Source organism: Streptomyces sp. NPDC052079 (genome assembly GCF_040680275.1).
Classification (GTDB): Bacteria; Actinomycetota; Actinomycetes; order Streptomycetales; family Streptomycetaceae; genus Streptomyces.
Map to the genome: position 1 here is coordinate 96,310 of NZ_JBFAWL010000008.1, position 20,937 is coordinate 117,246.

Here is a 20,937-nt window from a genome sequence, read left to right on the forward strand (position 1 = left end):
GGAGAACTATAAGCAGCGGATCCTGCCCCGTGGCCAGTGGGGTTGTCCCGCGTCAGGGCGTTGTGTGCACCGTGAAACGGTCTTGACCTTGTTCAAAGTTGGCCTAAGATGTGCGCATCCTGTGACTGCATGGTCAACAGTTTCACACGGTCGACAGGTGCCGGATCGGCGTGACCCGGCGGTGTGTGCGTCAGCCGCGTAACGGGGTGGGCGTCCAGTGCGGGCTGCTGAAGTCCGGTGGGCGAATTGTCTTGGTGGGAGTACGAGTTGGTGGTTCGGCCGCGCCTGAGTGTCGTCGTGCCCTTTCAGGACGTCGAGGCCTATCTGGCCGAATGCCTGGAGTCGATCGCGCGCCAGTCGTTCCGCGAATTCGAGGTCGTCCTCGTGGACGACGGGTCCACGGACGGTTCGGTGCGGATAGCCGGCGACTTCTGCGCGGCCGACCCGCGCTTCCGCCTCGTGCGCCAGCACGCCCACGGCCCGGGCCACGCCCGTAACGTGGGACTGCGCAACACCCACCCCGCGTCGGAGTTCCTGGCCTTCGTGGACGGTGACGACGTCATCCCCGAGTACGCCTACGAACTCCTCGTGCGCACCCTCGAGGAATCCGAGGCGGATTTCGTCTCGGGCAACGTGCAGATGATGAACTCCACCAAGAAGTGGCAGTCGCCCCTGCACAAGGGCCCGATGCAGAAGAACCGCCGCGGCACGCACATCACGGAGTTCGACGCGCTGATCTACGACCGCACGGTCTGGAACAAGCTGTTCCGCCGCTCTTTCTGGGACGGCCGCTCCATCAGGTTTCCCGAGGGCGTGATGTACGAGGACTCGTGGGTGAACATGTACGCCCACTTCAGCGCCACGAAGGTCGACGTCATATCGGACGTCGTCTACTTCTGGCGTCGCCGCGAGGGCGGCGCGGCGCCGTCCATCACCCAGCGCCACTCGGAACTGTCGAACCTGCGCGACCGGGTCGCGGCGGTGAAGTCCGTCAGCAGCTTCCTCGGCGAGCAGAACGCCGAGGTGTACGCGCAGAGCAAGCGGAAGTACGACCTCGCCTGCCTGAAGTCCGACCTCATGCTGCACCTGAAGGTGCTGCCGGACGCCGACGACGAGTACCGCGACTCGTTCGTGCAGTGGGCCAACGAGTTTCTGGACGAGACCGATCTCACCATCATCGACGAACTGCCCGCGGACGCCCGCGTCAAGTGGCTGCTGGTGCGCGAGCGGCGTCTGGCGGAGCTCCTCGAGGTCATCGAGTTCGAGCGCCGCGGCGGTCCCATGCCGGTGCAGCGGCGGTTCCGGCGCTATCTGAACTACCCCTACCTCGGTGACCGGGCGGTGGGTCTCGACAAGAAGGCCTACCGGCTGGACAAGGAGTTGTCCCTGCACGGCGCCCTGTCGGACGCCCGGTGGGACGGTCAGTCCGACACGCTCGTGGTGTCGGGAACGGCCTACGTCCGCTTCATCAACGTGCACAAGAAGCACATGTCGGTCAAGGCGATCGCTCTGCGGAACAAGAAGCAGGGCCGCATGCTGGTCACCCCGGCGAAGACGGTCTATGCGCCGCGCGCCACCGAGGACAGTAAGCAGAATCGTTACTGCTACGACTGGGCCGGATTCGAGTCGCGGATCGACACCACGCGCCTCAAGCGCAAGGGCCAGTGGGTCGAGGGCACTTGGGACGTGGCCGCCGGCGTACTCAGCCGCGGACTCTTCCGGTACCGGGGCATCGACCGTGGGGGCGCGGGCTCCGCCGCCAACCCGCCCTACCGGTACGTCGACAAGAACACGCGGGTCCTCCCGGTGTTCGTCCAGGGCAAGTTCAAGCTCCGCGTCGAGGTCGTGCGCTGCCGCATCACGCAGCACCGCCTCGTGGGCGACCAGGTGGAGCTGCGCGGCGTCCACCTCGGCCCCAAGGTGCCGGAATGGGGCAAGTTCCGCGTCACCAGCCTGAACGGAGCCGGCCGGCACGACGCCCGGGTGTACTTCACGCCCGGCGGCGACGGATGGTGCACCTTCTCCACCAGGGTGCCGCTCAGCAGCCTCGTGCCCAAGTCCCGTGCGAACGCCGCGACGGACGCGGACGTCCCGCAGTCCTGGGGCATGGGCAGCAACGGGTGGAAGACGACCTTCCATGTCGAGGGCCGCAAGACGGCCATGTACCCGGTCATGGCGGAGGAGACGACCGACGGGCACTACCGCATGCCCGCGTCGCTCCAGACCGGGGAGGGCGACCGCGAGGTCGTCGTCCACCGTAACGGGTCCGGGTATCTCGTGCTCTTCGAGCGCGCCACCCTCCCCGTCGCGACGCAATGCGAGTGGCACGAGGACGGATCCCTGGAGATCCGGGGCCGTTACCTGGCGGCCGACCGGCTGACCGAGGACGAGTACCGGGCCGCACACATGGTGGTCCGTTCGCGCGCGCACGGTGCGGAGCGCTCCGTGCCGCTGACCTGGAACGGCGACGAGTTCCGCTCCGTGCTGACCCCCGCCGCCATGCGGACCCTGGCCGGGGACATCCCGCTGGCGTCCGGGCGGTGGGACTTCTTCCTGCGCCGCCAGGACCTGTCCGCCGTGGCGCGCGAGGACCGCCTCGAGGACCTGATGGTGAAGATCGACCAGGACCTCGTCAGGGCGTTCCCGCTGGAGTACGAGCGCAGCGAACGCCGGTACGAGATGCAGGCCGAGGCCTGGGACAGGCTGTCGCTGCTCGTCCACTCGGCGATGCCCGACGAGGCCCGCGGTCCGTACCGGCAGAAGCTGCTGCGCACGAAGGCCTACCCCGACGCCCGTCGCAAGCCGGTGCGCGACGCCGTGCTGTTCGACGCCTTCAAGGGCACCCAGTACTCCGACAGTCCCCGTGCCCTGCACGAGGAACTCGTGCGCCGCCGTGTCGGCCTCGAACACCTGTGGGTGGTGCGCGACGACCAGGTGCAGGTGCCGCCCACGGCGACGCCCGTCCGCATGTGGTCTCCGGAGTGGTACGAGGCCCTGGCCACCAGCCGGTACGTCGTCGCCAACAACCACCTCCCGGACTGGTTCAAGAAGCGGGACGGCCAGGTCGTCGTGCAGACGTGGCACGGCACGCCCCTGAAGAAGATCGGCCACGACATCGAGTCGATCCACTTCGCCGACCAGCGCTACCTGGAACGCGTGGAGAAGGAGGTGCAGAACTGGGACATGCTCGTGTCGCCCAACAGCTTCTCCACCCCGATCCTCAAGCGGGCCTTCGGCTTCCCCGGCGAGATGGTGGAGAGCGGCTACCCGCGCAACGACGTCCTGCGCCGGCCCGGCATGGAGGCGAAGGAGCAGCAGATCCGCCGCAGGATCGGTCTGCCGGAGGGCAAGCGGGTCGTGCTGTACGCGCCGACCTGGCGCGACGACCAGTTCTACGCGCCCGGCAAGTACAAGCTCGACTTCCGGATCGACCTGGAGGTCGCGCGTGAGCAACTCGGTTCCGACCACGTCCTGATGGTGCGCCGCCACCCCAACGTGGTGGACCCGGTCCCGGGCGCGGGTGACGGCTTCGTCTTCGACGTCTCCGACTACCCCGACATGGCCGATCTGTCGCTCATCACCGACGTCATGATCACGGACTACTCCTCCCTGATGTTCGACTACGTCAACACGGGGCGGCCCATCCTGTTCTTCACCTACGACCTGGACCACTACCGCGACACACTGCGCGGCTTCTACTTCGACTTCGAGACCAGCGCCCCCGGACCGCTCCTCCACACGTCCGAGGAACTGGTGGCGGCCATCCGCGACATCGACCGCATCCAGGACCTCTACGCCGAGCGGTACGAGTGGTTCCAGCGCGAGTTCTGCGACCTGGACGACGGGTACGCCGCCGCGCGGCTCGCGGACCGGATGCTCGTCGCGGGGGGAGACCTCCGGCCGGAGGCGGCGCGGGCGCCCGCGGTCGGCACCGTCGACGTGCGGCAGGCGGGCCGTCCGATGACGCCCGTGCGGTCGGGCAAGTCGCAGTGGTTCACCGGCCGGCAGCCGTCCACGGGGCTGATGGGAGGGGTACCTTCCCAGCCCTCTCCGGGGCAGCACACCCCGCCCGCCGACGACCGGAACCACCAAGGCGTGATCGTGTGACCCCGGCGGCTCCGCCCGGTGCCGTCTCCTGCGCGCCGGGCGGCGGTCACCGCTGCGCCGCCTCAGCCGGCACGGCTGTCGACCTCGATCACCAGGGCCCGATGGTCGGAGACTCCTGTGTCGATCACCCGGCACCCGGTACGGGGCAGCCCGGTGAACAGGTGGTCCAGCTTGTGCAGCGAGTCGTGGGTCGCCCGGGCCGAGCCCTGGTCGCACTCCCGATGTGTGCCGTACGGCCGTTCCGGCCAGACCCAGGAGTCCGGGTTGTGTTCCCCGGGCGGGTCCACGTTGAGGTCGCCGCCGTACACGGTCCGCCGCTCGGGCACCGCGTCCGCCAGTGCCTTCAGCTGATCACCACGGAAGTCCCGTTGCGCAGGCATGCCTTCGCCCACGTGCGGGGCGAGATGCGCGGTGCACACCGTCACGTCGTACGCCGCGACGAACGCGCAGAGGATGCCGCGCCGCACTCCGGTGTCCGGCTGCGGCGAGGACACCGTGCGCACGTCCGTCAGCGGGTACGCCGACAGCAGGGCGTAGCCGGCGTCCCCTCCTCCGGACGCACCGCAGCGGACCGTGGATCGCTGCCCGTCGGACCCACGCCGTGTGTAGGGCCGGAACGCCGAGTGCCACGACGGCCCGAGGGCGTCGCGCACCGCCTCCACATCGGCCGCGCAGGTCTCCTGCAGCAACATCACCCGGGCCCCGGACTCGGTGGCGAGCCGTTCCATCTGCTCCCGCTTGGCGTCACGGTCGCCCGTTCCCGCGCAGTTCCACCGGAGCACCCCGCACATGTTCCAGGTGGCCACGGTGAGAGGACCCGCCTCGGTGGGGGAGGGGACCGTCCCGGTCCGCCCGTCTCCCGACACGGTGAGCCCCGCCAGGACGACCGCCGGCAGGAGGGCGGCGAGCAGTCGCCGTCCCGGCGCGCGGAACACGGGAGCGGGGCGTCGGAGCATCCCGCCATCATGACCGATCCGCCGATGACCAGCCAAAACACGCAACATCCCTGAGAGTGTGGAGTCCGTACATGTCCAAGGCACCTACGACCGGGCGGCCCCTGCTCAACGGGATCGAGGCCTCGGGGACGTTCCCCGTCGAGTACCGGTTCGCCCATGCCAAGAACGGCAACCGGCACCTCGTCGTCGTCTTCGCCAACTTCTCCGCGCCCGACGACTACGGGTGGTCCAACGGCGTGTTCGACAACGTCCGCGCCAACATCCTCTGGATCCGCGACCGGTTCGACGGGATGAACAGCTACTACCTGTGCAAGGAGATGGACTTCTCCCTGGAGCAGTCCGTCGCCGGCCTGATCTTCAACGTCATGGAGGCGCTGTCGCTGACCCCGGCCGACGTCACCATGTGGGGCGGCTCGAAGGGCGGCAGCGCGGCCCTGTACTTCGGACTGCGCTACGGCTTCCAAAACATCGTCTCGATCGTGCCCCAGTTCCTGATCGGGACGTACGTGAGCACCGTGCATCCGAAGGTCGCCGCCTACATGCTGGGCGAGGGCGTGCCGCAGGAGAAGGTCCGCGCGCTGGACGCCCTGCTGCCCGATCTGGTGCGGGCCGAGGTCAACCGTGACGCCAACATCTACCTGCTCTCCTCACCGCAGGACGAGCAGTACCCGGTGCAGGTGGAGCCGTTCCTCGGGCTGTTCCGGAACTACGGCAACTTCAACTTCCTGTTCAGCGAGTCCCCGTTCATCACCGACCACACCCAGGTCACCCGGCGCAATGTCCCCGCCCTCATGGGCATCGTCAACCTGCTGGCCGACGGCACACCTCCCCGTCTGGGCTTCGTGCGCAACGGCTACGAGGAGCCCGACCGGGACAGGTCCGCCATCGACGCGTACCTCGCCTCGACGTCCCAGCTGAAGGGCCGGGAGACCTTCCCGCCGCCCATGGTCGCCACCCCCGCCGTCAACGAGGAGGTCCCCGCCTCGGCGGTGCGCCTCTGCGGCGTCGCTCCCGGTGCCGTGCGGGTGAGCCTGTGGGAGAACGGCAAGTTTCTGGCCTCGCCGCCCGTCGCCCCCGACGGCAGTTGGTCCTGGGAGGCGAACAATCCTTGGACGAAGGGCCAGCACCTGGTCCGGCTGTTCTCCGTGGACGCGCAGGGCTTCCACTCCGAGCGGACCGAGGTCTCTTTCGTCGTCGTGGACGCGCCCGTCATGCCGCGGGGCGCCGGGCTGCCCGCGGGCGACGGTGCGGCGCCGACGGTGACGGTGCCGGGGGTGCACGAACAGGTCATGGACGCCCGCGTGGTGTTCAGGGGGTCCGCTCCGGGCGCGGCGCAGGTCGGTTTCCGTGAGAACGGTGTGCTCCTGGGCGGCGCGATGGTGGCGCCCGACGGGACGTGGTCCTGGGACTCCGGCTGGGCCTGGGGCGAGGGCGCCCACTTCGTCGAGGTGTTCGCCGTGACCGCGAGCGGCGCGGAGTCGCCGGCCACCCCGGTTCCCTTCACGGTCCTCGGCCTCCCGGCCGGCGCTGCCTCACCCCTCTCCTACGACGGAGCACGCTGACACCCACGACGAAGGGGCCCCCGCCCAAGGCGGAGGCCCCTTCATGCGTCACGTCCGCGTCACGCCGGAACCGAAGCCACCCCCGCCTCCAGGAACCGCTTCCCGTTCACCCGCTCCGACACGCCCTCGCGGTCCAGGTACGGAGTGATTCCGCCCAGGTGGAAGGGCCAGCCGGCGCCCGTGATCAGGCACAGGTCGATGTCCTGGGCCTCGGCGACGACGCCCTCGTCGAGCATCAGCCCGATCTCCTGGGCCACCGCGTCCAGCACCCGCGCACGCACCTGCTCCTCGGTGAGGACGGTGTCGCCCTGCTTCAGCAGCGCGGCGACCTCCGGGTCCAGCTCCGGCTTGCCGCTGTCGTAGACGTAGAAGCCGCGCTTGCCCGCCTCCACGACCCGCTTGAGGTTCGGGGAGACGGTGAACCGCTCGGGGAACGCGCGGTTGAGGGTCTCGGACACATGCAGACCGATCGCGGGACCGACCAGCTCCAGCAGCACCAGCGGCGACATCGGCAGGCCGAGCGGCTCGATGGCCTTCTCGGCCACCTCGACCGGGGTGCCCTCGTCGATGACGTTCTGGATCTCGCCCATGAAGCGGGTCAGGATGCGGTTGACGACGAACGCCGGGGCGTCCTTCACCAGCACCGCGGTCTTCTTCAGCTTCTTGGCGACGCCGAACGCCGTGGCCAGCGAGGCGTCGTCGGTCTTCTCGCCGCGCACGATCTCCAGCAGGGGGAGGACCGCGACCGGGTTGAAGAAGTGGAAGCCGACGACCCGCTCGGGGTGCTTCAACTTCGAGGCCATCTCCGACACCGACAGCGAGGAGGTGTTGGTGGCGAGGATCGCGTGCTCGGGCGCGACCGCCTCGACCTCCGCGAACACCTTCTGCTTGACGCCCATCTCCTCGAACACGGCCTCGATGATGAAGTCCGCGTCCGCGAAGCCCTCGGCCTTGTCCAGCACGCCAGTGACCAGCGCCTTGAGGCGGTTGGCCTTGTCCTGGTTGATCCGGCCCTTGCCGAGCAGCTTGTCGATCTCGGCGTGGACGTAGCCGACGCCCTTGTCGATGCGCTCCTGGTCGATGTCGGTCAGCACGACCGGCACCTCGAGGCGGCGCAGGAACAGCAGCGCGAGCTGGGAGGCCATCAGACCGGCGCCGACGACACCGACCTTGGTGACCGGACGGGCCAGGTTCTTGTCCGGGGCGCCCGCGGGGCGCTTGGCGCGCTTCTGCACCAGGTTGAACGCGTAGATGCCCGAGCGCAGTTCGCCGCCCATGATCAGGTCGGCGAGCGCCTTGTCCTCGGCGTCGTAGCCCTGCTGGAGGTCGCCGTTCTTGGCGGCGGCGATGATGTCCAGCGCGCGGTAGGCGGCCGGGGCGGCGCCGTGCACCTTGGAGTCGGCGATGAGACGGCCCTTGGCGACGGCCTGGTCCCAGGCCTCACCGCGGTCGATCACCGGACGCTCGACGACGAGCTCACCCTTGAGGACGGACGCGGTCCAGATCAGCGACTGCTCCAGGAAGTCCGCGCCCTCGAAGATCGCGTCGGCGATCCCGAGCCCGTGCACCTGCGCGCCCTTGAGCTGCTTGTTCTGGTTGAGGCTGTTCTCGATGATCACCGAGACGGCCCGGTCGGCGCCGATCAGGTTCGGCAGCAGCGTGCAGCCGCCCCAGCCCGGGACCAGACCGAGGAACACCTCGGGCAGCGAGAAGGCGGGGAGCGCCGCGGACACCGTGCGGTAGGTGCAGTGCAGACCGACCTCGACGCCACCGCCCATGGCGGCGCCGTTGTAGTACGCGAAGGTCGGCACGGCCAGGTTCGCCAGCCGCTTGAAGACGTCGTGGCCGCCCTTGCCGATGGCGAGCGCGTCCTCGTGCCGCTTCAGCAGCTCTACGCCCTTGAGGTCGGCGCCGACGGCGAAGATGAACGGCTTGCCGGTGACACCGACGCCGACGATCTCGCCGTCCGCGGCCTCCTTCTCGACCCGGTCGATCGCGGCGTCGAGGTTCGCGAGCGACTGCGGGCCGAGGGTGGTCGGTTTGGTGTGGTCGTGACCGTTGTCCAGCGTGATCAGCGCGAACCGGCCCGCGCCGAGCGGCAGGTCGAAGTGGCGTACGTGCGCGCTGGTGACGACCTCGCCGGGGAACAGCTCGGCCGCACCCTTCAAAAGCTCTGCGGTGGTGCTCACTTGTCCCCCTCGAAGTGCGGGTTCTCCCAGATGACCGTGGCGCCCATGCCGAAGCCGACGCACATGGTGGTGAGGCCGTAACGGACCTGCGGCTGCTCCTCGAACTGGCGGGCCAGCTGCGTCATCAGACGGACGCCGGAGGAGGCGAGCGGGTGGCCGAAGGCGATGGCGCCGCCGTACTGGTTGACGCGCGCGTCGTCGTCGGCGATGCCGTAGTGCTCCAGGAACGCGAGGACCTGGACGGCGAAGGCCTCGTTGATCTCGAACAGGCCGATGTCGGAGATGGACAGCCCCGCCTGGGCGAGGGCCTTCTCCGTGGCCGGGATCGGGCCGTAGCCCATGACCTCCGGCTCCACGCCCGCGAAGGCGTAGGAGACCAGGCGCATCTTCACCGGGAGGTTGTTCTCGCGGGCGAAGTCCTCGGAGGCGATGAGGGAGGCGGTGGCGCCGTCGTTCAGACCGGCCGCGTTGCCCGCGGTGACCCGGCCGTGGACGCGGAACGGCGTCTTGAGGTTCGCCAGGTTCTCCAGGGTGGTGCCCGGACGCATCGGCTCGTCGGCGGTGACCAGGCCCCAGCCGGTCTCACCGGCTTCCTCGTTGGTGCGGCGCACCGAGATCGGCACCAGGTCGGCCTGGATCTTGCCGTTGGCGTACGCCTTGGCGGCCTTCTCCTGGGAGCGCACGGCGTACTCGTCGGCGCGCTGCTTGGTGATGCTCGGGTAGCGGTCGTGCAGGTTCTCGGCGGTCATGCCCATGAACAGGGCGGACTCGTCGACGAGCTTCTCGGACACGAACCGCGGGTTGGGGTCGACGCCCTCGCCCATCGGGTGACGGCCCATGTGCTCCACACCGCCCGCGATGGCGACGTCGTACGCGCCGAAGGCGACGGAGCCGGCCACCGTGGTGACGGCGGTCAGGGCGCCGGCACACATGCGGTCGATGGAGTAGCCCGGCACGGACTGCGGCAGACCCGCGAGGATGCCGGCCGTACGGCCGATGGTCAGGCCCTGGTCACCGATCTGCGTGGTCGCGGCGACGGCGACTTCGTCGATCCTCTTCGGGTCGAGACCGGGGTTGCGGCGCAGCAGCTCCCGGATCGCCTTCACGACAAGGTCGTCGGCGCGGGTCTCGTGGTAGATGCCCTTCGGGCCCGCCTTGCCGAACGGGGTGCGGACGCCGTCGACGAAGACGACGTCCCTGACGGTACGAGGCACGATGGCTCTCCTCCAGGTACGGGATGCTGAGCGCTTGCTTAAGGGCCATGCTACTAACGAGTAACGTAACTGCCCACCCCCACCACCTGGAGCGGCGAACATCACACGTTTGGCCTCCGCCCCTTCCCGTCCCGTCCCGGGGGCGCTGCCCCCGGACCCCCGCTCCTCAACCGCCGGAGGGGCTGGAAGTCAGCCCGTCCGGCGTTTGAGGACGAGGCCCGAAGGGCCGAAAGGGGGGTCTGGGGGCGCAGCCCCCAGGGACGGGACGGGAAGGGGCGGCGGGGGCGACAACCCCTCACGGGGAACCCCGTACCCGCACCCCCGTACGACGACCAGCCGAACCGGCGACTACGCAGGCGCCGCCGCCAGCGCAGCAACCAGCACCGGGGTGACCTGCTCAACCTGCCACGCCCGCGCCCCATGACCGGCAACCGCCGCCGCCACGGACTCCGCATCCACCACCGCCGGAGGCTCCCAGCACACCCTGCGCACAGTGTCCGGCGCGATCAGATTCTCCGCCGGCATCCCCAGCCGCTCGGCCAGCGCAGTCACCCCCGCCCGCGCCGCGGACAGCCGCGCCGCCGCCGCCGGATCCTTGTCGGCCCACGCCCGCGGCGGCGGAGGACCGGTGACCGGCTGGCCGGCCTGGGGCAGCCGGTCCTCGCTCAGCGCCTTCGCCCGGTCGACCGCCGCCTGCCACTGCTCCAGCTGCCGCCGCCCGACCCGCTGCCCGAACCCGTTCAGCGCGCCCAGCGCGTGCGGGTTGGCCGGCATGGCCAGCGCGGCCTCGACGATGGCCGCGTCCGACAGCACCTTGCCCGGAGAGACGTCCCGGCGGCGGGCGATCCGGTCGCGGGTCTGCCACAACTCCCGGACGACGGCCATCTGCCGGCGGCGACGGATCTTGTGCATGCCGGACGTGCGCCGCCAAGGGTCCTTGCGGGGCTCCGGCGGCGGCGCCGAGGCGATCGCCTCGAACTCCTGGCGGGCCCAGTCGAGCTTGCCCTGCCGTTCCAGCTCCTTCTCCAGCGCGTCCCGGAGGTCGACCAGCAGCTCGACGTCGAGGGCGGCGTAACGCAGCCAGGGCTCGGGCAGCGGGCGGGTGGACCAGTCGACGGCGGAGTGTCCCTTCTCCAGGACGAAGCCGAGCACGTTCTCGACCATCGCGCCGAGACCGACCCGGGGAAACCCGGCCAGGCGTCCGGCCAGCTCGGTGTCGAAGAGACGCGTGGGCACCATGCCTATCTCGCGCAGACACGGCAGATCCTGGGTGGCGGCGTGCAGCACCCACTCGGTGCCGGACAGCACCTCGCCGAGACCGGACAGGTCGGGGCAGGCGACCGGATCGATCAGCGCGGTGCCCGCGCCCTCGCGGCGCAGCTGGACGAGGTAGGCGCGCTGGCCGTACCGGTAGCCGGAGGCGCGCTCGGCGTCCACGGCGACGGGGCCGGTCCCGGCGGCGAAGGCGGCGATCACCTCGGCGAGCGCGGCCTCGTCCGCGACGACGGGCGGAATGCCCTCGCGCGGCTCCAGCAAGGGGATCGGCGCCTCCGTAGCAGAAGATCCGCCGTCGTCCGGAGGGGCGCCTCCGGTGGTGCGCAGTGAACTGTCTGCTGCGGTGTCGTGGGCGTCGGTCACCTGTCAAGAGTATCCGCACGGGCCGGGGCCTGACCTGCCCCTACGCGCGTGGGCGGGGCCGACCGGCGAAAACAGGCCTCGGCGGCTCCCTTGACGACGGCGCACGCGCGGGCGCCCGCCGACCGCGGTGCCGACGGGCGCGGGCAGGTCGCAGGGGGCCGGGCCGGGGGGTCAGTGGATGATGCCGGTGCGCAGGGCCACGGCCACCATGCCGGCGCGGTCGCCCGTGCCGAGCTTGCGCGCGATGCGGGCGAGGTGGCTCTTGACGGTCAGGGCGGACAGGCCCATGGAGACGCCGATCGCCTTGTTCGACTGGCCCTCCGCCACCAGCCGCAGCACCTCGACCTCGCGGCCGGACAGTTCGCGGTAGCCGCCCGGGTGGCTCGGGGCACCCGGGGGGCGGCGGTGGAGACGGGCGGCGGCGGCGCCGATGGGGGCGGCACCGGGTCGGGTGGGGAGCCCGAGGTTGGTGCGGGTGCCGGTGACGACGTATCCCTTCACTCCGCCGGCGAGCGCGTTGCGCACGGCGCCGATGTCGTCGGCGGCGGACAGGGCCAGGCCGTTGGGCCAGCCGGCGGCGCGGGTCTCGGAGAGGAGGGTGAGGCCGGAACCATCCGGCAGATGGACTTCGGCGACGCAGATGTCGCGGGGGTTGCCGATGCGGGGACGAGCCTCCGCGACGGACGAGGCCTCGATGACATCGCGCACACCGAGCGCCCACAGATGGCGGGTGACGGTGGAACGGACGCGCGGGTCGGCCACGACCACCATGGCGGTCGGCTTGTTCGGGCGGTAGGCGACCAGGCTTGCGGGCTGCTCGAGGAGAACGGACACCAGGCCTCCTGGGTGCGGGACGGGGCCGGCTCGTGGGGGGTGAAGCCGGGACGAACCGTGCTTTCAAGGTCACAGTCGTCTTCGGCAACAAACCTGGTGTCCTTTAACGAATGATCACGAAGTGATGAGTAACAATCCGGGCAATTCGGACGCGCGATCGATCATTCGAAGATCGAACGGTTTCGGTCTGCGTCGCAACGCTTCCGAAAGTGGCCGTATCGACAAAGAGACGGTCAGTGATGATTGCGCGGAGTTCAAAGCGGGAAGCTCAGCGCGGCTGCGGTCCCCTGCGCTGCGGCAGCGTCACCACCGACGCGTCCCCGGGAGCGGCCGGCGGCAGCCCCGCCACCTGCGCCAGCAGATCGCACCACGCGACCAGATGGGCCCCCGCGTCCGGTACCCCGGCGGGACCCTCCCGGGGCGTCCAGGAGGCCCGGATCTCGATCTGCGAGGCTGCGGGCCGCTCCGCCAGCCCGCCGAAGTAGTGTGAACTCGCCCGCGTCACCGTGCCGCTCGGCTCGCCGTACGTCAGACCGCGTGCCGAAAGCGCACCGGTCAGCCAGGACCAGCACACCTCCGGCAGCAGCGGGTCCGCCGCCATCTCCGGCTCCAGCTCCGCGCGCACCAGCGTCACCAGCCGGAAGGTGCCCCGCCAGCCGTCGTGCCCGGCCGGGTCGTACAGCAGCACCAGCCGGCCGTCGGCCAGGTCCTCCTCGCCGTCGACGACCGCCGCCTCCAGCGCGTACGCGTGCGGAGCGAGGCGTTTCGGCGCGGGCACGGGATCGACCTCCACCCGCGGCCGCAGCCGAGCGCCGCGCAGCGAGTCGACGGCCGCCCGGAAGGGCGGCGGGGGCGCGCCCCCGTGCCCGGGATCCTTCTCGGTCCCCTTCGCCTCGTCCATTCCGCCAGCGCCGTCCGACAGTCGTCCCTGAGCCGCAGCCATGCGGGGAAGATTAAGCGGAACGGCGCCCCCGTGCAGGGAGAGACACCCGCGGCGGCGGGGGGTGTCCGGATCGTGCCCCGCGCGCAGCGCACACCGGGCGACCTGGCGTCCGGGGAGGCTCGCGGGGCGTGCGAGACTGGCCGGTGTGAGTGCCAACGCAAGCCCGACGGGCCAGCCGCCGACCGCGACCACCGATCCCGTCAAGAACGACGCAGTCAAGGATTCGGCCTTCCTCAAGGCGTGCCGTCGCGAGCCGGTGCCGTACACGCCGGTGTGGTTCATGCGGCAGGCCGGGCGCTCGCTGCCGGAGTACCGCAAGGTGCGCGAGGGCATCGGGATGCTGGACTCCTGCATGCGCCCCGACCTGGTCACCGAGATCACGCTCCAGCCGGTGCGCCGCCACCACGTCGACGCGGCGATCTACTTCAGCGACATCGTCGTCCCGCTCAAGGCCATCGGCATCGACCTCGACATCAGGCCCGGCATCGGCCCGGTCGTCGAGCAGCCGGTCCGCACCCGCGCCGACCTCGCCCGGCTGCGTGACCTCACCCCCGAGGACGTCTCCTACGTCACCGAGGCCATCGGCATGCTGACCCGTGAACTCGGGTCCACCCCGCTGATCGGCTTCGCGGGCGCCCCCTTCACCCTCGCCAGCTACCTCGTCGAGGGCGGCCCCTCCCGCACGTACGAGAACGCCAAGGCGATGATGTACGGCGACCCCGCGCTCTGGGCCGATCTGCTCGACCGCCTCGCCGACATCACGGCCGCGTTCCTCGACGTCCAGATCCGGGCCGGCGCCTCCGCCGTCCAGCTCTTCGACTCCTGGGCCGGAGCGCTCGCCCCCGCCGACTACCGGCGCTCGGTGCTGCCCGCCTCGGCGAAGGTGTTCCGCGCGGTGGCCGATCACGGCGTCCCGCGCATCCACTTCGGCGTCGGCACCGGTGAGCTGCTGAAGCTCATGGGCGAGGCCGGCGCGGACGTCGTCGGCGTCGACTGGCGCGTCCCGATGGACGAGGCCGCCCGGCGCGTCGGTCCCGGCAAGGCACTCCAGGGCAACCTCGACCCGACCGTCCTGTTCGCCGGGTCCGACGCCGTCGAGGCCAAGACGCAGGAGGTGCTGGACTCCGCGGCCGGCCTGGAGGGCCACATCTTCAACCTCGGCCACGGCGTGATGCCGTCCACCGACCCGGACGCCCTGACCCGCCTCACGGAGTACGTCCACACGCGCACCGCGCGCTGACCCACCCGCGCGCGCAGCGCGCGCCGTGCGACACGCACCTGGCATCACGGCCAGGTGCGCCGCGCCTGCCGGCCGTACAGCGGGTGGTCCGGGACCTGCGGTGGGGGAGTGGCCGGCCTGAGGGGCCAGGCGAGCAGCATGCCCACGACGAAGCCGGCGACATGGGCCAGATACGCCACCGTGCCGGCCCCCGTGACGCCCGCACCGGACGAGTACACCGCCTGCAGGACGAACCAGGAGCCCAGCACCAGCCAGGCGGGCAGCCGCAGCGGCAGGAAGATCAGGAAGGGCACCAGCACCCAGACCCTGACCTTCGGATACAGGACCAGATACGCGCCGAGGACACCGGCGACCGCCCCGGACGCCCCGATCAGCGGCTCGCCCGATCCGGAGTACGCCAGGGCGAACACGTATGCGGCGGCGTACCCGCACACCAGGTAGAACAGCAGGTACCGCACGTGCCCCATGCGGTCCTCGACGTTGTTCCCGAAGACCCACAGGAACAGCATGTTGCCCAGCAGATGCAGCCAGCTGCCGTGCAGGAACATCGACGTCAGCACGCTCAGCTCGGGAGACTTCTCGTAGCCGGGCTGGTCCACCACGCACCCCGGGCCCTGCGGGCCCACCGCGGTGTCGCCCGTGGGCACGAGGTTCGGCATTTGGTGGTGGATCAGCTCCCTCGGCACCACCGCGTACCGCTCCAGGAAGGCCTCGAGGCGGCAGAGGTCGGCCAGACTGCTCCCGCCGGTCAGCGAATCGACGACGCCCGGGGTGAGGGCCACGAAGACGACGACATTGGCGGCGATGAGCGCGTACGTCACCCAGGGGGTGCGCCGCACCGGATTCACGTCATGGACGGGGATGACCACGTTCCACAGGTGCCCGGGCGGGGGCGGGTGAATCCGCGGTACCGCTGAACACCGCCGTCCGGCCGTGCGTATCACTCGTCAACCGCCCGCGGCGCGGGGAAGGGGTCCGCGGGGCCGACGTGAGGAAACTGGCGATGAACGACCGAGTGACTCCCGCGATACACGCGCTGCCCGACGGCGAGGCCGAGCTCACGCTGGTGGTGCGTCTCCCCTGGGAGGACATCGCACGGCTCGGCCAGGACGCGGGGCGGCTCGCGTCCCAGATGCAGCGGCCGGTCACGCTGGACGAGGCGGTGAGTCACCGGTTGCGTTCCGTGAAGGCTGCCGCGCATGCGAGGCCGGCGGGGGAGCAGCCGCCCCCCGTGCCGTCCAGTGCGTCGGTGTCCTCGGTGTCCTCATTGCCGTCCCGGCCGCCCGCGGAGCAGGCGCGGCAGGCGATCGAGAGGATCAACGGGACGGGGTGAAGGGACGGCCCCTCACAAGGTCGGCATGATCTTTGTCGCCGCCTTGCGGGCTGCCACCAGGACCGGGTCCCAGACCGGGGAGAACGGGGGCGCGTAGCCGAGGTCGAGCGCGGTCATCTGGTCCACCGTCATACCGGCCGTGAGGGCGACCGCCGCGATGTCCACGCGTTTGGCCGCCCCCTCGCGGCCGACGATCTGGACGCCGAGGAGGCGGCCCGTGCGAAGTTCCCCGAGCATCTTCACCGTCATGGGGGAGGAGTGGGGGTAGTAGCCCGCGCGGCTGGTCGACTCGATGGTGACCGTCTCGAAACGCAGGCCCACGCGGTGGGCGTCCTTCTCCCGCAGCCCGGTGCGGGCGATCTCCAGGTCGCACACCTTGCTGACCGCCGTACCGACCACGCCCGGGAAGGTGGCGTAGCCGCCGGCGGCGCCCGCACCGATGATCTGGCCGTGCTTGTTGGCATGCGTGCCGAGCGGAATGTGGCGCTGCTGCCCGGAGACCAGGTCGAGGACCTCCACGCAGTCGCCGCCGGCCCAGATGTTCTCGTACCCGCGCACCCGCATCGACCGGTCGGTGAGCAGCCCGCCGTGCTCGCCGAGGGGGAGTCCGGCGGCCCGCGCGAGGGTCGTCTCGGGCCGCACCCCGATGCCGAGGACGACGACGTCGGCCGGGTACTCGGCCTGCTCCGTGGCGACCGCCCGCACCCTGCCGTCGTCCCCCGTCAGCAGCTCGGTGACCTCGGCGCCGTTGACCATGGTGATGCCCATGCCCTCCATGGCCCGGCGCACCAGTCGGCCCATGTCGGGATCCAGGGTCGCCATGGGCTCCTCGCCGCGGTTGACGACCGTGACCTCGTAGCCCCGCTTGATCATCGCCTCGGCCATCTCGACGCCGATGTATCCCGCGCCGATCACCACCGCGCGGCGGCCGCGTGTGGCGGCCAGCGTGTCGAGCATCGCCTGTCCGTCGTCGAGGGTCTGCACGCCGTGCACGCCGGGGGCGTGGATGCCGGGCAGTTCCGGGCGGACGGGCCGCGCGCCGGTGGCGATCACGAGTTTGTCGTACGACGTCCAGGACTCGGCGCCGGAGTCGAGCTCCCGCGCGCGGACCCGCCCCTTGTCGAGGTCGAGTTCGGTGACCTCGGTGCGCAGCCGCACGTCGATGTCTCGCGCACGGTGCTCCTCGGGGGTGCGCGCGATCAGCCGGTCCCGGTCGGTGACGTCACCGCTCACCCAGTAGGGGATGCCGCACGCCGAGTAGGAGGTGAAGTGGCCGCGTTCGAACGCCACGATCTCCAGCTCCCCCGGGCTCCTCAGCCGGCGGGCCTGTGACGCCGCGGACATCCCCGCGGCGTCACCGCCGACGACCACCAGCCGTTCCCGTGCCCCGCGCGCATCGCTCGTGTCCATGGCCCCACGCTACGGGCCGGGCGATTCCCTGCGTTCGGGGACCGTTCGGTTCACTCCTCGTCCCGCTCCTCGTCGTCCCGACCGCCGGTCGCCGGCGGCGGGGTGGCCGTCTGCGGGCGCCGCGGCAGCAGGGGACGTACGGCCTTCCGCCAGAGCAGGATCAGCAGCGCGGCGACCGCCGCGAAGGGCAGGATGGCGCCGATCCCGAGCATCAGCCAGCGCAGCAGCGTCCAGAACACGTTCCAGCCGCCCGCGAGCGCGTCCACGAACCCGGGATCGTCGTTCTCCTCCTGGGCCTTCTCCGCCGATGTCCCGGACAGGGAGAGGGTGATGGTCGCCAGGCTCGTGCGGTCCTTCAGGGACGCCTGCTGGGCGAGCAGGGACTCCAGGTCCGCCTGGCGGGTGCTCAGCTCAGCCTCCAGGGTGACCACGTCGCTGAGTTTGGTGGCCCGGTCCATCAGCTCGCGGATCCGGGCGACGCTGGCGCGCTGCGACGCGATGCGGCTCTCCACGTCGACCACCTCGTCGGTGACGTCCTCCGCCTTGGCGCGGCGTTCGACGAGTTTGCCCGCGCCCTCGAGATCGTCGAGGACCTCCGCGTATCTGTCGACGGGCACGCGCAGCACCACACGGGTGTGCTCGCGGCCCTCCGCGTCCCGGCGCGTGGTCTCGTCGCCGACGTAGCCGCCCGCGTTCTCGGTCGTCGCGCGGGCCTCGTCCAGTGCCTTGGACACGTCCTTGACCCGCACGGTCAGCGAGGCGGTGCGGATGATGTGGTTCGCGGTGGCCTTCGGCGGCGCGGTCGCCCTGCCGCCGCCCGCCGAGCCGCCCGGGGCGTCCTGCTTCCCGCCCGCGTCCGCGGCAGCTCCCTCGGCGGGCGCGGCGGCGGCCTTGTCGTCGCCCCCGGAATCGGCGGAGTCGCCGAGGCCGGCGCTGCACCCGCCGACCGCGAGCGTCGCCGCCAGCAGGACCCCGGACAGGGCCTGGGCGGGTCGTAGGGACCGTGGTGTGCGCATATGGGACTCCCCCAGCGTCGTGACGACGACCGACGTCGTTGTGATGACTGACGATTCTTTGACGCCCGAACGGCCCGGGACGTTGGCGTGGGACGGTCCCGATGCGGTCACGGTAGGGACTCGGCAGGGCCACATGGCCCTGGCGGGAGCCGCGGTGGCGTTTGAGAGGGTGGAGTCATGAGCGGATCACAAGCGGCCGGCGGGCGGCGGATCGTCATCGTGGGTGCCGGAATCGCCGGTCTGGCGGCCGCGCACCGGCTGCTGGAGAGCGGGGCGCGGGTCACCGTGCTGGAGGCCTCGGATCGGGTCGGCGGCAAGCTGCTGCCCGGCGAGATCGCGGGCGCCCGTGTCGACCTCGGCGCGGAGTCGCTGCTGGCGCGCCGTCCCGAGGCGGTCGCCCTCGCCCGGGCCGTGGGCCTCGCCGACCGGCTCCAGCCGCCGGCCACCGCCACGGCGGCGCTGTGGACCCGCGGCATGCTGCGGCCCATGCCCAAGGGCCATGTCATGGGCGTACCGGGCACCGCGGCGGCGCTGGCCGGCGTGCTGTCCGACGAAGGGGTCGCCCGGATCGGGCGCGACGCCGACCTGCCCCGCACCGAGGTGGGCGAGGACGTGGCGGTCGGCGAGTACGTGGCCGCGCGCCTCGGCCGGGAGGTCGTCGACCGGCTCGTGGAGCCCCTGCTGGGCGGGGTGTACGCGGGCGACGCCTACCGCATCTCGATGCGCGCGGCGGTCCCGCAGCTCTTCGAGGCCGCCCGCGCCCACACCTCCCTGACCGAGGGCGTCCGCGAGATCCAGGCCAAGGCCGCCGCCGCGCCGCAGACCGGTCCGGTGTTCATGGGCATCGCCGGCGGAGTGGGCACCCTGCCGCTCGCGGTCGCCGAGTCGGTGCGGGCACGCGGCGGCGAGATCCTCACCGGTACGCCGGTCACGGAGCTGCGCCGCGCACCGGAGGACGGCTGGCGGGTCATCGCCGGGGACCGGGTGCTGCACGCCGACGGGGTCGTCGTCGCCGTACCCGCCCCGGCCGCGGCCGGCCTGCTGCGCGCCGAGGCCCCCGGCGCCGCGGCCGAGCTCGCCGGCGTGGAGTACGCCTCCATGGCGCTGATCACCCTCGCCTACCGCCGCGCGGAGACCGATCTGCCCGAGGGCAGCGGATTCCTTGTGCCGCCCGTCGACGGACACACCATCAAGGCGTCCACCTTCGCCTCCAGCAAATGGGGCTGGATCGCGCAGGAGAACCCGGACCTGGTCGTCCTGCGCACCTCGGTGGGCCGGCGCGGCGAGACGGAGATTCTCGGCCGTGACGACGCCGGCCTCGTGGAGGTCTCCCGGCACGACCTGAAGGCGGCCACCGGCCTGACCTCCGCCCCGGTCGCGACCCGGGTCACCCGCTGGCAGGACGGCCTGCCCCAGTACCCCGTCGGCCACCACGCGCGCGTGGCCCGCGTCCGCGAGCACCTCGCGGGCCTCGCCGGGCTCGCCGTGTGCGGCGCGGCCTACGACGGCGTCGGCGTCCCCGCGTGCATCGCGAGCGCGTACGCCGCCGCCGACCAGATCAACGGTGACCTGCACGGTGTGCAGGAGCTCACCGCCCACCCGGTGCAAAGCCTCCACGGCGGAGCAGGAGAATGAGGACATGAGCGACGACGCCACCACCCCCGCGCCCGACCGGATCCCGAACAAGGGCAAGCTGGCCAAGGATCTCAACGAGGTCATCCGCTACACCCTGTGGTCCGTCTTCAAACTGAAGGACGTACTGCCCGAGGACCGGGCCGGCTACGCGGACGAGGTGCAGGAGCTGTTCGACCAGCTCGCCGCCAAGGACGTCACGATCCGCGGCACCTACGACGTGTCGGGCCTGCGCGCGGACGCCGACCTCATGATCTGGTGGCACGCCGAGACCGCCGACCGGCTGCAGGAGGCGTACAACCTCTTCCGCCGCACCCGGCTGGGCCGCGCCCTGGAGCCCGTCTGGTCGAACATGGCGCTGCACCGCCCCGCCGAGTTCAACCGCTCGCACATCCCGGCGTTCCTCGCCGACGAGACGCCCCGCAACTACGTGAGCGTCTACCCCTTCGTGCGCTCCTACGACTGGTATCTGCTGCCCGACGGGGACCGCCGCCGCATGCTCGCCGACCACGGCAAGATGGCCCGCGGCTACCCCGACGTGCGCGCCAACACGGTCGCCTCGTTCTCCCTCGGCGACTACGAGTGGATCCTCGCCTTCGAGGCCGACGAGCTGGACCGCATCGTCGACCTCATGCGCCATCTGCGCGGCTCGGAGGCCCGGATGCACGTCCGCGAGGAGGTCCCGTTCTTCACGGGCCGCCGCAAGGACGTCGCGGACCTGGTCGCGGGCCTGGCCTGACACCGGGCCCGGCCGGGGGCTCGCCGGACATGCCGGGTGCTGACCGGACCCGTCGGGTCGGGTGTCGCATGCACCGTGGCGACCCGCCCGGGTCCGCCGGACCTGTTCGGTCCCGTCGGAAGCG

General features: G+C 71.2%; 15 protein-coding genes. 6 read left to right on the plus strand and 9 right to left on the minus strand.

Annotated features, from left to right (window positions below):
- Positions 1 to 297: 297 nt before the first annotated feature.
- Complete coding sequence (locus AB0L56_RS15495) at positions 298 to 4,107, plus strand: bifunctional glycosyltransferase family 2 protein/CDP-glycerol:glycerophosphate glycerophosphotransferase (protein ID WP_365423417.1); 3,810 nt, start codon at positions 298 to 300, stop codon at positions 4,105 to 4,107.
- A gap of 62 nt (positions 4,108 to 4,169) precedes the next feature.
- Here the strand turns inward: AB0L56_RS15495 and AB0L56_RS15500 are convergent, their stop codons facing one another.
- On the minus strand, positions 4,170 to 5,063 hold the full coding sequence (locus AB0L56_RS15500; protein WP_365423420.1) for an endonuclease/exonuclease/phosphatase family protein: 894 nt from the start codon (positions 5,061 to 5,063) through the stop codon (positions 4,170 to 4,172).
- A 71-nt stretch (positions 5,064 to 5,134) separates the two neighbouring features.
- On the opposite strand from AB0L56_RS15500, the gene AB0L56_RS15505 reads away from it, so the two are divergent.
- Positions 5,135 to 6,625: a hypothetical protein gene (locus AB0L56_RS15505; protein WP_365423423.1), complete on the plus strand. Its 1,491-nt coding sequence runs from the start codon at positions 5,135 to 5,137 to the stop codon at positions 6,623 to 6,625.
- A gap of 59 nt (positions 6,626 to 6,684) precedes the next feature.
- On the opposite strand, the gene AB0L56_RS15510 is transcribed toward AB0L56_RS15505, so the two are convergent.
- From AB0L56_RS15510 to AB0L56_RS15530, 5 genes are all read right to left on the minus strand, one after another.
- Positions 6,685 to 8,814: a 3-hydroxyacyl-CoA dehydrogenase NAD-binding domain-containing protein gene (locus AB0L56_RS15510; protein ID WP_365423426.1), complete on the minus strand. Its 2,130-nt coding sequence runs from the start codon at positions 8,812 to 8,814 to the stop codon at positions 6,685 to 6,687.
- The gene (locus AB0L56_RS15515) at positions 8,811 to 10,028 is read right to left on the minus strand and encodes an acetyl-CoA C-acyltransferase (RefSeq protein WP_365423429.1); all 1,218 of its coding nucleotides are present in this window, start codon (positions 10,026 to 10,028) and stop codon (positions 8,811 to 8,813) included. Before AB0L56_RS15515 ends, AB0L56_RS15510 begins: the two co-directional genes overlap by 4 nt.
- Before the next feature lie 348 nt (positions 10,029 to 10,376).
- Positions 10,377 to 11,666: a ribonuclease D gene (locus AB0L56_RS15520; RefSeq protein WP_365423432.1), complete on the minus strand. Its 1,290-nt coding sequence runs from the start codon at positions 11,664 to 11,666 to the stop codon at positions 10,377 to 10,379.
- A 171-nt stretch (positions 11,667 to 11,837) separates the two neighbouring features.
- On the minus strand, positions 11,838 to 12,500 hold the full coding sequence (locus AB0L56_RS15525; RefSeq protein WP_004923664.1) for a response regulator transcription factor: 663 nt from the start codon (positions 12,498 to 12,500) through the stop codon (positions 11,838 to 11,840).
- A 268-nt stretch (positions 12,501 to 12,768) separates the two neighbouring features.
- Positions 12,769 to 13,443: a DUF3000 domain-containing protein gene (locus tag AB0L56_RS15530; RefSeq protein ID WP_365423435.1), complete on the minus strand. Its 675-nt coding sequence runs from the start codon at positions 13,441 to 13,443 to the stop codon at positions 12,769 to 12,771.
- A 145-nt stretch (positions 13,444 to 13,588) separates the two neighbouring features.
- Between AB0L56_RS15530 and hemE the strand changes: the two genes are divergently transcribed.
- The gene (gene hemE, locus AB0L56_RS15535; RefSeq protein ID WP_361033946.1) at positions 13,589 to 14,683 is read left to right on the plus strand and encodes a uroporphyrinogen decarboxylase; all 1,095 of its coding nucleotides are present in this window, start codon (positions 13,589 to 13,591) and stop codon (positions 14,681 to 14,683) included.
- Positions 14,684 to 14,727: 44 nt separating this feature from the next.
- Here the strand turns inward: hemE and AB0L56_RS15540 are convergent, their stop codons facing one another.
- Positions 14,728 to 15,552 carry a rhomboid family intramembrane serine protease gene (locus AB0L56_RS15540; protein WP_365423438.1) on the minus strand — a complete coding sequence of 275 codons (825 nt, stop codon included), beginning with the start codon at positions 15,550 to 15,552 and terminating at the stop codon, positions 14,728 to 14,730.
- 134 nt (positions 15,553 to 15,686) lie between these two features.
- Between AB0L56_RS15540 and AB0L56_RS15545 the strand changes: the two genes are divergently transcribed.
- Positions 15,687 to 16,016: a hypothetical protein gene (locus tag AB0L56_RS15545; RefSeq protein ID WP_365423441.1), complete on the plus strand. Its 330-nt coding sequence runs from the start codon at positions 15,687 to 15,689 to the stop codon at positions 16,014 to 16,016.
- 12 nt (positions 16,017 to 16,028) lie between these two features.
- Here the strand turns inward: AB0L56_RS15545 and AB0L56_RS15550 are convergent, their stop codons facing one another.
- Both AB0L56_RS15550 and AB0L56_RS15555 read right to left on the minus strand, forming a co-directional pair.
- Positions 16,029 to 17,426 carry an FAD-dependent oxidoreductase gene (locus tag AB0L56_RS15550; protein WP_365423444.1) on the minus strand — a complete coding sequence of 466 codons (1,398 nt, stop codon included), beginning with the start codon at positions 17,424 to 17,426 and terminating at the stop codon, positions 16,029 to 16,031.
- Positions 17,427 to 17,476: 50 nt separating this feature from the next.
- Positions 17,477 to 18,442: a DUF4349 domain-containing protein gene (locus AB0L56_RS15555; RefSeq protein WP_365423447.1), complete on the minus strand. Its 966-nt coding sequence runs from the start codon at positions 18,440 to 18,442 to the stop codon at positions 17,477 to 17,479.
- A 177-nt stretch (positions 18,443 to 18,619) separates the two neighbouring features.
- On the opposite strand from AB0L56_RS15555, the gene hemG reads away from it, so the two are divergent.
- On the plus strand, positions 18,620 to 20,077 hold the full coding sequence (hemG, locus tag AB0L56_RS15560) for a protoporphyrinogen oxidase (RefSeq protein ID WP_365423450.1): 1,458 nt from the start codon (positions 18,620 to 18,622) through the stop codon (positions 20,075 to 20,077).
- 4 nt (positions 20,078 to 20,081) lie between these two features.
- Positions 20,082 to 20,813, plus strand: coding sequence for a hydrogen peroxide-dependent heme synthase (hemQ, locus tag AB0L56_RS15565; RefSeq protein ID WP_365423453.1), 732 nt, complete (start codon positions 20,082 to 20,084; stop codon positions 20,811 to 20,813).
- Positions 20,814 to 20,937 lie beyond the last annotated feature (124 nt).

Excerpts from the sequence above, each read along its gene's own strand:
- hemQ (WP_365423453.1), top strand. The coding sequence starts at position 20,082 with ATGAGCGACGACGCCACCACCCCCGCGCCCGACCGGATCCCGAACAAG.
- AB0L56_RS15545 (WP_365423441.1), top strand. The coding sequence starts at position 15,687 with ATGAACGACCGAGTGACTCCCGCGATACACGCGCTGCCCGACGGCGAG.
- hemG (WP_365423450.1), top strand. The coding sequence starts at position 18,620 with ATGAGCGGATCACAAGCGGCCGGCGGGCGGCGGATCGTCATCGTGGGT.
- AB0L56_RS15500 (WP_365423420.1), bottom strand. The coding sequence starts at position 5,063 with ATGCTCCGACGCCCCGCTCCCGTGTTCCGCGCGCCGGGACGGCGACTG.
- AB0L56_RS15530 (WP_365423435.1), bottom strand. The coding sequence starts at position 13,443 with ATGGCTGCGGCTCAGGGACGACTGTCGGACGGCGCTGGCGGAATGGAC.
- AB0L56_RS15550 (WP_365423444.1), bottom strand. The coding sequence starts at position 17,426 with ATGGACACGAGCGATGCGCGCGGGGCACGGGAACGGCTGGTGGTCGTC.
- AB0L56_RS15555 (WP_365423447.1), bottom strand. The coding sequence starts at position 18,442 with ATGCGCACACCACGGTCCCTACGACCCGCCCAGGCCCTGTCCGGGGTC.
- AB0L56_RS15505 (WP_365423423.1), top strand. The coding sequence starts at position 5,135 with ATGTCCAAGGCACCTACGACCGGGCGGCCCCTGCTCAACGGGATCGAG.